The 13445-nt window shown below is 70.1% G+C and carries 9 protein-coding genes and 1 pseudogene; 7 read left to right on the top strand and 3 right to left on the bottom strand.

Translation table 11 applies throughout. The annotated features are described in order from the left end of the window. Positions 1 to 50: 50 nt before the first annotated feature. From I004_RS36610 to I004_RS0128060, 3 genes are all read right to left on the bottom strand, one after another. Entirely contained in the window at positions 51 to 2015 is a 1965-nt protein-coding gene (locus tag I004_RS36610; protein WP_199779478.1) for a sulfatase, read from the bottom strand. Between the two features lie 205 nt (positions 2016 to 2220). After that, positions 2221 to 3216, bottom strand: coding sequence for a dihydrodipicolinate synthase family protein (locus tag I004_RS0128065; protein ID WP_078511883.1), 996 nt, complete (start codon positions 3214 to 3216; stop codon positions 2221 to 2223). Then, entirely contained in the window at positions 3213 to 4733 is a 1521-nt protein-coding gene (locus tag I004_RS0128060) for an MFS transporter (protein WP_106965461.1), read from the bottom strand. The genes I004_RS0128065 and I004_RS0128060 overlap by 4 nt, the downstream gene beginning before the upstream one ends. Positions 4734 to 4923: 190 nt before the next feature. On the opposite strand from I004_RS0128060, the gene I004_RS0128055 reads away from it, so the two are divergent. The 7 genes and pseudogenes from I004_RS0128055 (at position 4924) to I004_RS0128030 (ending at position 13400) form a co-directional block, all read left to right on the top strand. After that, a complete protein-coding gene (locus I004_RS0128055) occupies positions 4924 to 5736 on the top strand; it encodes a FadR/GntR family transcriptional regulator (protein ID WP_078511882.1) in 813 nt (270 codons plus the stop codon). Positions 5737 to 5899: 163 nt separating this feature from the next. After that, positions 5900 to 6274 (top strand): annotated as a pseudogene (locus I004_RS39995) (NAD(P)-binding domain-containing protein); the annotation flags it as partial. 59 nt (positions 6275 to 6333) lie between these two features. Continuing rightward, positions 6334 to 7041, top strand: a complete 708-nt coding sequence (locus I004_RS36605) for an NAD/NADP octopine/nopaline dehydrogenase family protein (protein ID WP_199779477.1) — start codon at positions 6334 to 6336, stop codon at positions 7039 to 7041. A 258-nt stretch (positions 7042 to 7299) separates the two neighbouring features. Beyond that, complete coding sequence (locus I004_RS0128045) at positions 7300 to 8646, top strand: MFS transporter (RefSeq protein ID WP_051345530.1); 1347 nt, start codon at positions 7300 to 7302, stop codon at positions 8644 to 8646. A gap of 135 nt (positions 8647 to 8781) precedes the next feature. Further along, the gene (locus I004_RS0128040) at positions 8782 to 11478 is read left to right on the top strand and encodes a SpoIIE family protein phosphatase/ATP-binding protein (protein ID WP_051345529.1); all 2697 of its coding nucleotides are present in this window, start codon (positions 8782 to 8784) and stop codon (positions 11476 to 11478) included. Between the two features lie 178 nt (positions 11479 to 11656). Continuing rightward, complete coding sequence (locus I004_RS0128035) at positions 11657 to 12589, top strand: ABC transporter permease (protein WP_028438197.1); 933 nt, start codon at positions 11657 to 11659, stop codon at positions 12587 to 12589. A 37-nt stretch (positions 12590 to 12626) separates the two neighbouring features. Beyond that, positions 12627 to 13400 (top strand): class I SAM-dependent methyltransferase, encoded by a 774-nt coding sequence (locus tag I004_RS0128030; RefSeq protein WP_028438196.1) that lies wholly within the window; start codon positions 12627 to 12629, stop codon positions 13398 to 13400. Positions 13401 to 13445: the final 45 nt, after the last annotated feature.

The following is a 13445-nucleotide window of genomic DNA, read 5'->3' as shown; positions in this document are numbered from 1 at the left end:
AGGGTTCGCGGCAGGTCAACGGGCCACCCGGGGCCCGGGCCGCGATCCGCCTACTTGGACCCGGACTTGGACCCGGACTTGGACCCGGACTCGGGCTCCGACCCGTACGCGGTCAGGAAGCGGTCGCGGAACTTGTCCATCCGCCAGACCGGCGCCTTGCGGTCGGGCTTGAGGCCCTCGTTCCAGCCCCAGCCGGAGACCTTGTCCATCACCTTCTTGTCCTTGGCGACGATGGAGATCGGCACGTCCTTGTTCTTGCTGCCGCTCGTCACGGTCGGCACGGGCTGGTGGTCGCCCAGGAAGACGAGCACGGTGTCCTTGTCGGCGTACCTCTCCATGTACTCGGTGAGGCTCTCGACCGAGTACTCGATGGCCTTCCTGTACTGGGCGCGCACCCGGTGCGGGTCCTTCCACACCTCGGTGGGCCGTGCACCGGCGTCGTGGATCGGCTTGTAGACCGAGCCGTCGCCGAGCTCGTCCCAGGGCAGCATCGTCGGCAGCGGCGACCACGGGTTGTGGCTGGAGGCGAGGATGATCGTCGCCATCAGCGGCTTGTGGCCGGCCTTGCTGTGCTCCAGCTTCTCGAACGCCTTCAGGGTGAACTGGTCGGGCACGGGCGACCAGCTGAAGTACGGGCCCTTGTAGCCCAGTTGGCGGGAGTCGTAGACGTGGTCCATGCCGTAGAACTTCGCCTCGGGCCACGAGCGGCGCACGCCCGGCATGATGCCGACCATCCGGTAGTCGCCCGTCCTGCGGAACGCCCTGGTGATGGTGAGGCGGTCGTTCGAGGTGACGCTGCGGTAGCGCTGCTGGTTCGCGATCCACAGGCCCGACATCAGGGTGGAGTGGCCCATCCAGCTGCCCGCTCCGGAGATCGGTGAGGTGAGCCAGCCGCTCTTGGAGGAGAAGCCGGCGTCGTCCAGCGCCTTGGTCCTGTCCGCGAGTACGGAGTTGACGCCCGGAGCCATCTCGGGGTCCTCGATCGCGCTGCGACCGTAGCTCTCGACGAAGGCGAAGATGACGTTCTTGCCGCGCAGGGCCGGCACGAGCTTGTCGCCCGGGGTGCCGTCGAAGCGGTCGACGCGGGCCTCCTTGGCGAACGCCTTCTCGTCCTCCATGCCGGCCTTGACCGCCTTCACGCGGTGCTGGACGAGCAGGGCCGTGTTCCTGGAGGCGACGTCGACATGGTCGCCCGTCTGGACGCCGAAGACGGCGCAGACGATCCAGACGGTGCCGAGCGCGAGGGCGGCGCGGCCCGTCGCCACGCTGTGCCGGGACATGATGCGGCTCAACCGCCTGACAGCCAGCGCCATGAAGACGACGACGGAGAGCGCCAGGATCACGATGCCGACGAGGGCCACGACGGCTCCGGTCCGGCCGAGGGTGTCCTTGAGGAACGAATTCGCGTCGTCGAAGAGGATCCAGTCGAGGACGAGGTCGAAGGGGCGGGCGAGCACCTCGTAGAAGCCCATGTCGATGAACTTCAGGATGGTCACCAGGCCGAGCAGGGCCCCCGCGAGAACGGCTCCCCACCGTCTCACCCGGGGCGGCAGTACCAGCAGCACGACCGCGCCGAATATCCCCTCCACGGGTATTCGCGCGAAGGCGCTGGGCGTGAGCCGCATGAGCGCGTTCGGCAGGAGGAGCGCGGCGAGCACGAGGGCGGCCGCCAGGACGGTGATCGTGACGGAGACGGAGCGGGCCGCGGTGGGGTACCGCTCCCGCCAGCCGCCTCCGCTGCCGCTGCCGGCACCGGTGCTGCTGTCGCCGCCGTCACCGGCGGAGGCGTCGGGCGCGTCCGCGCCGGGTGCGGCGTCATCGGCGCCGACCGCATCCGCGGCGCCCGTGGACCCGGCGGCGTCCCTGTCCTCGGCCCCGCTCGTGGTCCCGTCCGTGGTCCCGTCCGTGGTCGCGGCCGCGGCGGAGCCGGTTCCGGCCTCAGGGTTCACGCCCTTCTCCGTATCTTCCTTGTCCTTGTTCCGCTGCTGCCGAAGCGAACGCGTGAAGAGCGACAACCCGAGGGTCCTTCCGTGCCTGGCGCGGTGGTGTCACGGCGGACCAGTGATCACGGACCCGCCGCGCCGGAAGCGTACGACGCGGACGGTGCCCTGGCAGCAGGGTTTTGCCACCACGATAGACAAGTGACACGGGCCGTGCGGAGTCGTGTTCGCACGGTCACGGAAGCGGGGGAACAACGGGGAAGAACGCGGAAGAACGCGGTCAGGGAAGCGGGGGGAGTGACGGTGGGAGCAGGCCCGCCGTACCGAGGATCGCCTTGACGGCCTCCACGTCGTCGCCGTCGAGCGCCTCGAAGGGTTCGGGCAGCTGGTTGTGCGCGATGACCCCTTGCAGCATCAGCGCGGTCTTGAACGCACCGACGCCCGCGCCCCACCCCGTGACCGACGAGCCGGCGCGGGTGATCTCCATGAGGGCCGCGAGCCGGTCCTGTTCGGTGCGCACCGCCGCCCAGTCGCTTCGGCGGAAGGCCGCGTGCATGCGTACGTACCCGTCCGGGTCGACGTTCGCCAGGCCGGGCACGACGCCGTCCGCGCCCGCGAGGTATGCCCCGTCGACGACGACCTCGTGCCCGGTGAAGAGGGTGAGCGGTCCGCCCTCGGCGCGGTTGCGCAGCGCGAGCCGCCGGAAGGAGATGTCGTCGCCGGAGGAGTCCTTCACCCCGGCGAGCGCCCCGCTCAGCCCGAGCTCGACGAGCATGTCCGGGTCGAGCTTCGTGTGCACGCAGAGCGGGATGTCGTACGCGTAGACCGGTACGTCCGCCCGCTCGCCGAGGATCTCGAAGTGGCGCCTGATCTGCGGGGCGTGGGTGACGGCGTAGAACGGCGCGGTCGCGACCACCGCGTCCGCACCCGCCTTCTGAGCGGCTTCGAGCTGCCGCAGGACCCGGCCCGTCTGGGTGTCGATGACGCCCGCGAGGACCGGCGCGCGCCCCTCCGTGACACGGACGGCCTCCCTGATGACCCGGGTCCGCAACTCGTCGGTGCAGAACGCCGCTTCGCCCGTCGAGCCGAGTACGAACAGCCCGTCGGCCCCGGCCGCGAGGAGCCGGCCGATCAGCCGCTCGAACGAGGGGATGTCGAGCGTGCGGTCCTCGGTGAGCGGGGTGACGAGGGGCGGCACGACGCCGCCCGTGAGCGGTGGGCGTCGGGTCGCGGGGCCTTTGCCGGACGACCGGCCGGAGTGCGCGGAGGTTGTCATGGGGTCATGCCTTCCCGCCCGGCGTCGGCAACTGCCGCCGGTGCCGGAGCGCGTGGAATGACATCGAGGGCGTCCGTCTCCCACACGTGCGCGGGCGCGAGCGCTCGCTGCGCGCGGAGCGGTGCGTTCACCGCCACGAGGACGATCACGACTGCCGTCAGCGCGAAGGAGAGCACCGCCAGAGCCGTGCCGAGCGGCATCGTCTGCGCCAGTCCCGCACCGAGCACGGGCGCCACCGCACCGCCCAGCGCGCCCACGTTGTAGGCGAAGCCGAGGCCCGCCGCGCGCTGCTCCACCGCGAAGTAGCCGCCGATCCACTTCGGCAGCAGACCCGAGATGCCCTGCCCGAAGACCTGCTGGAGGAAGAGGAGCGCCCCGAGCAGGAACAGCGACCCGCTCCCGGCGAGGAAGACCGGGAAGACGAGGACCTGCGAGACGACGAGGCTCGTCCAGTACGCCCTGCGTGTGCCGAAGCGGTCGCCCAGGAAGCCGCCGAGCACGCAGCCGGCGGCCGCGCCGAAGCCGGAGAAGAAGAGCAGGTCGGCCACGTGTCCGGGGTCGAGCCCGAGATCCGACTTGAGATACGTCGGCAGCAGGGCCTGGATCGGCCAGGAGTACAGGAACGCCGTGAAGACGACGATCATCAGCGTGACTCCCGTCGGCCACCTCCGTCCCGAGAACTGGACCATGAAGCAGACGAAGACCGCGGTGACCACGACCGCGAGGCCCGTCACGGGAACCGCACCCTGGACGATTCCGGCGAAGACGAGCAGCAGGGCGCCGAAGGCGACGAGCGTCAGCGCCGTGTTGGCGGCGTTGATGTGTGCGCGTGCGCTCCGGTAGAGCGTGCGGAACATGTCGGGCGTCCCCCGCGCTCCCGCCTTGTGCGCGTCACGCGCCCGCTGCCAGTCGCCGGACTCGGGCAACGCACGGCGCAGCCACAGCGCGACCACGATCGGTACGAGGCCCACGGCGAAGAGGGCCCGCCATCCCCACTCGGGCACGACGAACCGGTAGGTCTGGGCGCACAGCGCGGCCCCGATGGAGAATCCGCTGATCAGAAAGCCCGATGCCTTGTTGCGCAGGTGCTCCGGCCACGACTCGATGACGTACGTCGAGCTCGATCCGTACTCGCCCGCCATGCCGAGCCCGATCAGCAGGCGGGCCGCGAAGAGCACCCAGTAGGCGGGGGCCACGGCGCACAGCGCCGACCCGGCGGAGAACAGGACGATGCTGACGACCATGGCGTTCCTGCGTCCGAAGCGGTCGGCGAACGCCCCGAGCGCGAGCCCGCCGAACCACCGGGAGATGAACGCCGCGGAGACCAGTGCTGCGGCGGTCACGGGCGAGAGGCCGAACTCGTCGGTCACCTCGGTCAGCACGAGCGTGATGATCACGAAGTCGAAGCCGTCGAGCAGATAGCCGAGCCAGGCGGCGGTGAAGGAACGCCACTGCGTGCCGGATATCTCCCGGTACCAGGGCGTCCGGCGCTCTGGGCTCTCGCTCTTGTCGGTCATGGCCTGCCCTCGCCCCCACATCGGACGTCAGATGTCTGATGTCCTGACGCTAGAGGGCGCAGTCAGGCGCGGCAAGACCGCCTTGGCCCCCGGCCGGGACCTGTGGAAGCGGACATAGGATGTCCGATGTCGGGACGCACACGCCCGGGCGACCGCGAGGTCGCTCCTGACCTCGGAGGTCCGCCCTCGGATGCCGGCGAAGAAGCTTCCCGCGGAGCACGGCCCCCTCGATGCCCGCCGCCTCCGCGACTCCCGTGATCCGCGTGACCGGCCCCGTCTTCGCGGCGGTGATCTGCGCGGCTCCCGCCCGGCGGAGCTGTCCGTGGTGGACCGGATCAAGGAGTACATCCTCCTCAACAGGCTCGCGCCCGGCGATCCGATGCCCACCGAGAACGAGCTCAGCGAGCAGCTCGCCGTGAGCAGGTCACGCATCCGCGAGGCGATGAAGACGCTGTCGGCGCTCGACATCGTCGAGGTGCGGCACGGCTACGGCACCTACGTGGGGAGGCTCGGCCTCACGGCGATGGTGGAGTCGCTGGCCTTCCGCGGGATGCTCAACGCGCAGGACGACCAGGACGTCATGGCCGACCTGATCGACGTGCGCGAGCTGATCGAGACGAGCCTCGCCGAGGTGATCGTCGAGCGGACGACTCCCGAAGTGATGTCCGCCATGCGTGAGTTGACCGCGACGATGCACGAACGGGCGGCGCGCGGGGAGGAGTTCCTCGCGGAGGACCGGGAGTTCCATCTGCTGCTGATGCAGGCGACCGGCAACGCGCTCGCCGTTCAGCTCACCGGCGCCTTCTGGGACGTCCACTCCATCGCCCTCGGCGCGCTGCCCGGCACGACGGACCTCGCTCAGACAGCCTCCGCGCACGTCGCCGTCCTGGACGCGATCGGCGCGGCGGACAGCGCGCTGCTGCGCGGAGCGATCGTCAGGCACTACGCGCCGATCCGGGACCGCATGGGCCGCCGGACCCCTCCGGGCGCCACCGGGGAGTGAGCAACCGCCTTCGGGCGCCGTCCCGTTCGGCGTTCGCGGCGCGCACCGGTCCGTCGGCCATACCTGCCGATCGCCGGTCGGTGCCGGTCGGTTCACCGCAGTACAGGTCGGCACGAAAGGGACGGGGGCGCCTTCGGGCGGATGATCCGCGAGCCCTACGCTGGTGCACGCCGGGCGGACCGACCATCCGCCGGCGAGGACCACAGGAGGTACTGCGGGCGTGTCCCCTGAACGCCGCTCCGGCGAGACCGGGGTTCTGGGAGCCGGCAGCGAAGGTCTGGCTCTCGCCGCTCACCTGGCGTCCCGCGGCGAGCCGGTTCATCTGCACACCCGCGACCCCGGGCGGATCCGGGCGATCGGCCGCTCCCGTGAGATCCGGGCACGGGGACTGCTCCATGGACGCTTCCCGCTGGCCGCCGTCGGCAGCGACCTGAAGGAGACCGTCGAACGGTGCGGAGTGCTCTTCGTCGCGACCGTCACCACCGCCTACCGGTCCGTCGCCGCCGCCCTCGCACCTCATCTCCGGTCCGGTCACGTCGTCGTGCTCTTCTCCGGAAAGCTCTGCGGCAGCGCCGAGTTCGGCCATGCGCTGGCCGGATGCGGCGCCGCCCCGTCGACGTGGTGGAGACCGACGCCCTCTTCGCGGCACGCGCTTGGGAGGACGAGGGCGTGGTCATCCACGGCGAGAAGAAGTGGAACCTCTTCACAGGCCTCGACCGCGCGGCTACCGAACGGCACGAAGAGCGTCTGCGCGGGCTCTTCCCGGGACTCGAGCGCGCCGGCTGCCAAGTGCAGCGGGGTCTCACGGACTTCGGCGCCGTCGCGCACGCCACGATCGCCCTGGCCAACATCAGCCGCATCGACCGTGCGGAGGAACTCCTCTTCTACCGCGAGGGGCTCTCCGAGCGGACCGTGGTCCTCATGGAGCAAGTGGAACGTGAGTTCCAGCGCGTGGGCGAGGCGTACGACGCACCCGTCCCGTCCATGGTGGAACTCCTGGACCGCTACTACGGCTGCGAGGGCGAGACGCTGCTGGAGGCGATGCGCAGCGTGCGCGTCTACCGGGACATCACCGCGCCGCGCTCCCTGGACCACCGCTTTCTCAGGGAGGACGTGTCCTCCACGCTCGTCCCCCTGACGCAGCTCGCGGAACGCGCCGCCGTGCCGACCCCGATGACCGACGCTCTGGTCAGCCTGTTCTCCACGCTCGGCGGCGAGGACTACCGGCACACCGGGCGCACGCTCGCCCGCCTCGGCTGGGACGGGCTGACCTATGACGGGATCCGCCGGAAACTCCGCCACTGAGGACCACCGGGGACCTTGGGACCACTGAGGAACCGGACCACTGAGGGCGCCCGGCGAGGCACCGGCCCGCCGGCTGAGGCGGCACCCTTCCGCCGACTTCCTCACAGGATCCGCCTCGTCGTGCTTCGTTCTCCACCGGCCGCCGCCCCGTCCGCAGGCCGTGCGGCGCATTCCCTTGACAGGGCGCCCCATTGGCTCGAACCTTCCGGCATCTCTCGTTCAGTGGATCACTGGCCAGTCCACCCTGAGGAGTCCGCCATGACCACGTCCACACCCGCAACCGAGCCGGGGACCGTGCGCAGCCAGCGACGCCGCGCAGTGGTCGCCAGCACGGTCGGCACCGCCATCGAGTGGTACGACTTCTTCCTCTACGGCACCGCCGCGGCCCTGGTCTTCCCGCAGCTCTTCTTCCCCGGCCAGTCCGCGTACGTCGGCGTGCTCGCGTCCTTCGGCACCCAGTTCGTGGGCTTCGCGGCGCGCCCCATCGGCGCCGCGATATTCGGCCACTTCGGCGACCGCGTCGGGCGCAAGTCGACCCTGGTGATGACGCTGATGCTGATGGGAGTCAGCACCTTCCTCATCGGGCTGCTGCCGACATACGCGTCGATCGGCATCGCGGCGCCGGTGCTGCTCGTGCTCCTCCGCATCGTCCAGGGCATAGGCGTCGGCGGCGAATGGGGCGGTTCGGTCCTGCTGTCGATGGAGTGGGGCTCCAAGAAGCGCCGCGGGCTGATGGCCAGCTGGCCGCAGCTCGGCGTCCCGGTCGGGCTGCTCGCCTCGACCGCCATGGTCCAGCTGATGAGTTCCGCATCGGGCGACGGCTTCGAGAGCTGGGGCTGGCGCGTGCCGTTCCTGGCGAGCTTCGTGCTGATCGGCATCGGCATGTACGTGCGGCTGCGCGTGCTGGAGAGCCCGGCCTTCCAGGAGGTGAAGGAGGAGCGGGAGGTCGTGAAGATGCCGGTGCTGCGCGTGCTGCGCGATCAGCCCCGCGAGGTCATCACCTCCGCCTTCGTGCGCCTCTCCGAACAGGCGCCGTTCTACCTCTTCATCACCTTCGTCCTCACCTACGGCACAGAGAAGGTGGGGCTGTCCAAGGAAGAGCTGCTCAACGACACCCTCATCGCCGCGGCCGTGGGACTCGTCAGCGTTCCGCTGTGGGGATATCTCTCCGACATCATCGGGCGCCGGCTGACGTACGGGATCGGCATCGCCTGCGTCGGCGCCTTCGCGTTCCCGTACTTCGCGATGCTCAACACCGGCAGCTCGGGACTGGTGATGGCCGCCATCGTGCTGTCGCTGTTCTTCCACGACATCCAGTACGGGCCGCAGGCCGCGCTGATCGCCGAGAGCTTCGGGGCGAACGTCCGCTACAGCGGCGCCGGCCTCGGCTACCAGCTCGCCTCGGTGATCGCGGGCGGCCCGGCACCGCTCATCGCCGCGGCGATCCTCGAGAGCACCGACTCCAGCATCGGCATCAGCTGGTACATGGTCGGCTGCTGCGTGCTTGCCATGGCCGCCCTGATCCTCATGCCGCGCGGCACCGCCGAGCCGGGCACGGCGCTCGAGGGCCCCGGGAAGAGCGGCGCCGAGAAGGCCGAAGCCTGATGACGTGAGGAGTCCGGAGGGAGCGCACGAGGAGCGGGCACGGGGCGTGCGGGCAGGCCGCCCCGTGTTCCACCACACCTTCGAGCCAGCCGACCGCCTGTCGACTGACAGGGACAAGCAGTGTAAACAGGGGCAATGGCAGGACCGCTGACACGTCCCCGGGCCCTGGCCGCAACGCTGAACCCCGGCAGGCGCCTGCGGCGGCCGGTGCTGGGTGGGGGAAGCGTCGCGGGGCAGGTCTTCGTCCTGCAGGTCGTCGTGGTGCTGCTGCTCGTCGTCGCCGCCGTCGTCGCGCTGGTGCTCCAGGTGCGGCGCGACGGTACGCAGGCGGCCCGCGACCGGTCGCTCGCCGTCGCCGAGACCCTCGCGAACTCGCCGGGGACGGTGAGCGCGCTCCGCTCGTCCGATCCGAGCGCACGGCTCCAGGGGCCCGCCGAGGCCGCCCGGAAACGTACGGGCGTGGACTTCGTCGTCGTGATGAACAATCAGGGCATCCGGTACACCCACCCGCTCAGGGACAGGATCGGGAAGAAGTTCGTCGGCACGCTCGGGCCTGCCCTCGCCGGACGTGTGCACGCCGAGACCATCGAGGGCACCATCGGCCGCATCGTCCAGGTCGTGGTGCCCGTGACCGGTCAGGACGGCAAGGTCGTCGGCCTCGTCTCCGCGGGCATCAAGGTCGACAAGGTCAGCGGCGTCGTGAACCGGCAGCTGCCGATCCTGCTCTTCGCCGCGGCCGCCGGGCTCGCGCTCGCCACGGGCGGCACGGCCCTGGTCAGCCGGCGGTTGCGCAGACAGACCCACGGCCTCGGCACGCTCGAGATGACGCGCATGTACGAGCACCACGACGCGGTGCTGCACGCCGTCCACGAGGGTGTGCTGATCGTCAGCGGCGAGGGCAGGCTGCTGCTCGCCAACGACGAGGCGACCCGGCTGCTCGACCTGCCCCCCGACGCCCAGGGGCGCGACGTCTCCGAGCTCGGCCTCGAGGCCCCCATGAGCGCGCTGCTGTATCCGGGGCGCGTTGCCACCGACGAGGTGCTGCCTGCGGGCGGCAGGCTGCTCGCCGTGAACAATCGTTCCACCGACCGCAACGGAGGGCCTCCCGGCTGGGTCGCCACGATCCGTGACACCACCGAACTGCGACTCCTCTCCAGCAGGGTCGAAGTCGCCCGCAAGCGCCTCGAGTTGCTCTACGACGCCAGCGGCGGCATCGGAACCACCCTCGGTGTGCGGCGCACCGCCGAGGAGCTGGCGCAGGTCGCGGTCCCGCGGTTCGCCGACTTCGTCACCGTGGACCTGGCGGAGGCCGTGCTGCGCGGGGACGAACCGAGCGGCGGCAGGCCGTCCATGCGGCGCACAGCCGTCCACGGGATCCGCGACGATCAACCCCTGTATCCGCTCAAGGAGTTGATCAGGTTCGACGCGCTCTCGCCGCAGGGCCGCTGCTTCGAGAGCGGTCAGGCGGTGATCGAGCCCCGGCTGAGCGAGGCGGCCGGATGGCGCGAGCAGGACCCCGAACGCACCGACCGGGTCCTGGAGTACGGGATCCACTCGCTCATCGCCGCGCCGCTCCGCGCCCGCGGGGTGCTGCTGGGCGTGGTCAACTTCTGGCGCTCGGAGAAGCCCGAGCCGTTCGAGGACGACGACCTCTCCCTCGCCGCCGAACTGGCCTCCCGCGCCGCGGTGTCCATCGACAACGCGCGCCGGTACACGCGCGAACACGGCATGGCCGTCGCCCTGCAGCGGAGCCTGCTGCCGCGTGCCCTGCCGGAGCACAGTGCCGTCGAGGTGGCCTCCCGGTATCTGCCCGCTCAGGCGGGAGTCGGCGGTGACTGGTTCGACGTCATCCCGCTGCCGGGCGCACGCGTCGCGCTCGCCGTCGGCGACGTCGTCGGGCACGGCCTGCACGCGGCCGCCACCATGGGCCGCCTGCGCACAGCCGTGCACAACTTCTCCGCCCTCGATCTGCCGCCGGACGAAATCCTCGGTCACCTCGACGAGTTGGCCGCCCGCATCGACAAGGACGCGATCGACGCGGGCGACGAGACGGCGATAACGGGCGCCACCTGCCTGTACGCGGTCTACGATCCGGTCGCCCGCACGTGCGTGATGGCGAGGGCGGGACACCCGACGCCCGCGCTGGCACTCCCCGACGGCACCGTGGAGTTCCCCGACGTACCGCCGGGACTGCCCCTCGGCATAGGCGGACTACCCTTCGAGACCGCCGAGTTGCGGCTTCCGGAGGGCAGCAGGCTCGTGCTCTACACGGACGGTCTCGTCGAACGCCGCGACAAGGACATCGACATCGGGCTCCAGCTGATGCGCGATGCCGTGGCGCACGTGGACCAGTCGCCCGAGGAGAGCTGCGACGCGGTGCTCGACGCGCTCCTCCCCGACCGCCAGGGCGACGACATCGCCCTGCTCGTCGCCCGTACGCGGGTGCTGGATCCCGGCCAGGTCGCGGAGTGGAGTGTGGAGTCGGACCCGTCGGCCGTCGCCGGCGTGCGCGCCGCAGTCTCCTCCCAGCTCGCCCAGTGGGGTCTGGAGGAACAGGGCTTCATCACCGAGCTGATCCTCAGCGAACTGATCACCAACTCGATCCGGTACGCCGCCGGGCCGATCAAGGTGCGCCTGCTGCGCGACCGTGCCCTCATCTGTGAGGTCTCCGACCACAGCAGCACCTCGCCCCATCTGCGTTACGCCGCAACGACGGACGAGGGCGGACGGGGCCTCTTCCTCGTCGCGCAGTTCGCCGACCGCTGGGGCACCCGCTACACCAAGGACGGCAAGGTCATCTGGACGGAGCAGATACTTCCCGGGGCCTCGTAGGACACCTCCGAACGCCCACGCGCACCGGGCCGCACGGGAAGGCCCGCGTCCTCGACTTCCCGATGCGGTGGCGAATCCGTGCGACGAGGGGGAGTATCGCAATTGAGGCGGCGGCCGTCGGGCCACCGCCTCGCGACCACGTACATACCAGGCGAAAACGGGGCTCCAGGACCTTTTGATGACTGTCACTCAGAGTTCGACGACAAGACCTCCCGGAAATCCAGAAGACGCCGGACTCACTCCGGCCCAGCTGGCGGAGAAGTACGGGCTGACGGTCAGCGGAGCCCGCCCGACCCTGCCCGGGTACGTGCGGCAACTCTGGCATCGGCGCCACTTCATTCTGACCTTCTCGCGGTCGAAACTGCGGGCACAGTACAGCCAGGCCAAGCTGGGGCAGCTGTGGCAGGTGGTGACGCCGGTTCTCAACGCCGGTGTCTACTACGTCATCTTCGGGCTGATCCTGGAGACGGGCCGAGGAATGGCGACGGAGGTCTACATACCGTTCCTGGTGACCGGCGTATTCGTGTTCACCTTCACCCAGAGCTCCGCCCTGTCCGGCGTCAGAGCGGTTTCAGGAAACCTCGGCCTGGTTCGGGCCCTGCATTTCCCCCGCGCCTCGCTGCCGATCTCGTTGTCGTTGCAGCAGCTCCAGCAACTGCTCTTCTCGATGATCGTCGTGCTCGCGTTCGTCGTGTCCTTCGGCAGTTACCCGAGACTCTCCTGGCTGCTGGTGATTCCTGCCCTGGTGCTCCAGTTCGTCTTCAACACCGGGCTGGCGATGGTCCTGGCACGACTGGGCAGCAAGACACCGGACCTGGCGCAGTTGATGCCCTTCATTCTTCGCACGTGGATGTATGCGTCCGGCGTGATGTTCAGCATCCCGCTGATGCTGGAAGGGCGAAAGGGCGTGCCGGGCTGGGTCATCGACTTGCTCCAATGGAACCCTGCGGCGATCTACATGGACCTGATCCGGTTCGCCTTGATCGACGGATACTCCTCGTCCAACCTGCCGCCGCACGTGTGGCTCGCTGCTGCCCTCTGGGCCGTTCTTCTCGGTGCCGGCGGGTTCGTCTTCTTCTGGAAGGCCGAGGCGAAGTACGGTCGCGGTTAGGGCCTTTCGGGCGGATCAGGGCCTATGGGCTGAGACGATGGGTCGCGTGACCGACGTGCCCGAGAACTCAATCCCGTCCGCGGCGCGGGACCGGGCGAACGACTACGACAGCTTCGCCGAGGCGTACTCGGCGGAGAACGAGAACAGCCTCGTGAACGCCTACTACGAGCGTCCCGCGATGCTGGCCCTCGCCGGAGACGTGGCCGGCCGCCGGATCCTGGACGCCGGCTGCGGATCGGGCCCGCTGTCCGCCGCGCTGCGCGACCGCGGTGCGGTCGTCACCGGCATCGACGCCAGCGCCGGGATGCTGGCCCTGGCCAGGCGGCGGCTCGGCGACGACGTGGCCCTGCACGTGGTCCACCTGAGCGACCGACTGCCGTTCGCCGACGGTGCGTTCGACGACGTGGTCGCGTCGCTGGTGCTGCACTACCTGGAGGACTGGGGGCCGACGCTGGCCGAGTTGCGGCGAGTACTCAGGCCCGGCGGCCGGCTGATCGCGTCGGTGGAGCACCCGTTCGTGGCCTACACGTTCCAGGACCCCCGGCCCGACTACTTCGCGACCACCAGCTACACCTTCGACTGGACGTTCAACGGGCGGTCCGTCCCGATGAGGTTCTGGCGCAAGCCGATCCACGCGATGACCGACGCCTTCACCACCGCCGGCTTCCGCCTTACCGCCATCAGCGAGCCGCAGCCCGACCCGGCCGCCCGTGACCTGTTCCCCGACGACTTCCACGACCTTTCGACCAAGACGTGCTTCCTGTTCTTCGTCGTCGAGGTACCGGAGCCGGCCACCGGCTCGGACGGCTAGCCAGTCGCGGATCACGAGCGGAGCCGGAGCCGGACCGGGCCCGGA

It is taken from the genome of Streptomyces sp. TAA486 (genome assembly GCF_000426165.1).
Note: the sequence above shows the minus strand (reverse complement) of the source record. Positions and strands in the feature narration are given on the sequence as shown.

Bases quoted from the DNA above. Each gene is read 5' to 3' on its own strand.
- I004_RS0128065 (WP_078511883.1), bottom strand. From the start codon at position 3,216: ATGACAACCTCCGCGCACTCCGGCCGGTCGTCCGGCAAAGGCCCCGCG.
- I004_RS0128060 (WP_106965461.1), bottom strand. From the start codon at position 4,733: ATGACCGACAAGAGCGAGAGCCCAGAGCGCCGGACGCCCTGGTACCGG.
- I004_RS0128055 (WP_078511882.1), top strand. From the start codon at position 4,924: ATGCCGGCGAAGAAGCTTCCCGCGGAGCACGGCCCCCTCGATGCCCGC.
- I004_RS36605 (WP_199779477.1), top strand. From the start codon at position 6,334: ATGCGGCGCCGCCCCGTCGACGTGGTGGAGACCGACGCCCTCTTCGCG.
- I004_RS0128045 (WP_051345530.1), top strand. From the start codon at position 7,300: ATGACCACGTCCACACCCGCAACCGAGCCGGGGACCGTGCGCAGCCAG.
- I004_RS0128040 (WP_051345529.1), top strand. From the start codon at position 8,782: ATGGCAGGACCGCTGACACGTCCCCGGGCCCTGGCCGCAACGCTGAAC.
- I004_RS0128035 (WP_028438197.1), top strand. From the start codon at position 11,657: ATGACTGTCACTCAGAGTTCGACGACAAGACCTCCCGGAAATCCAGAA.
- I004_RS0128030 (WP_028438196.1), top strand. From the start codon at position 12,627: ATGGGTCGCGTGACCGACGTGCCCGAGAACTCAATCCCGTCCGCGGCG.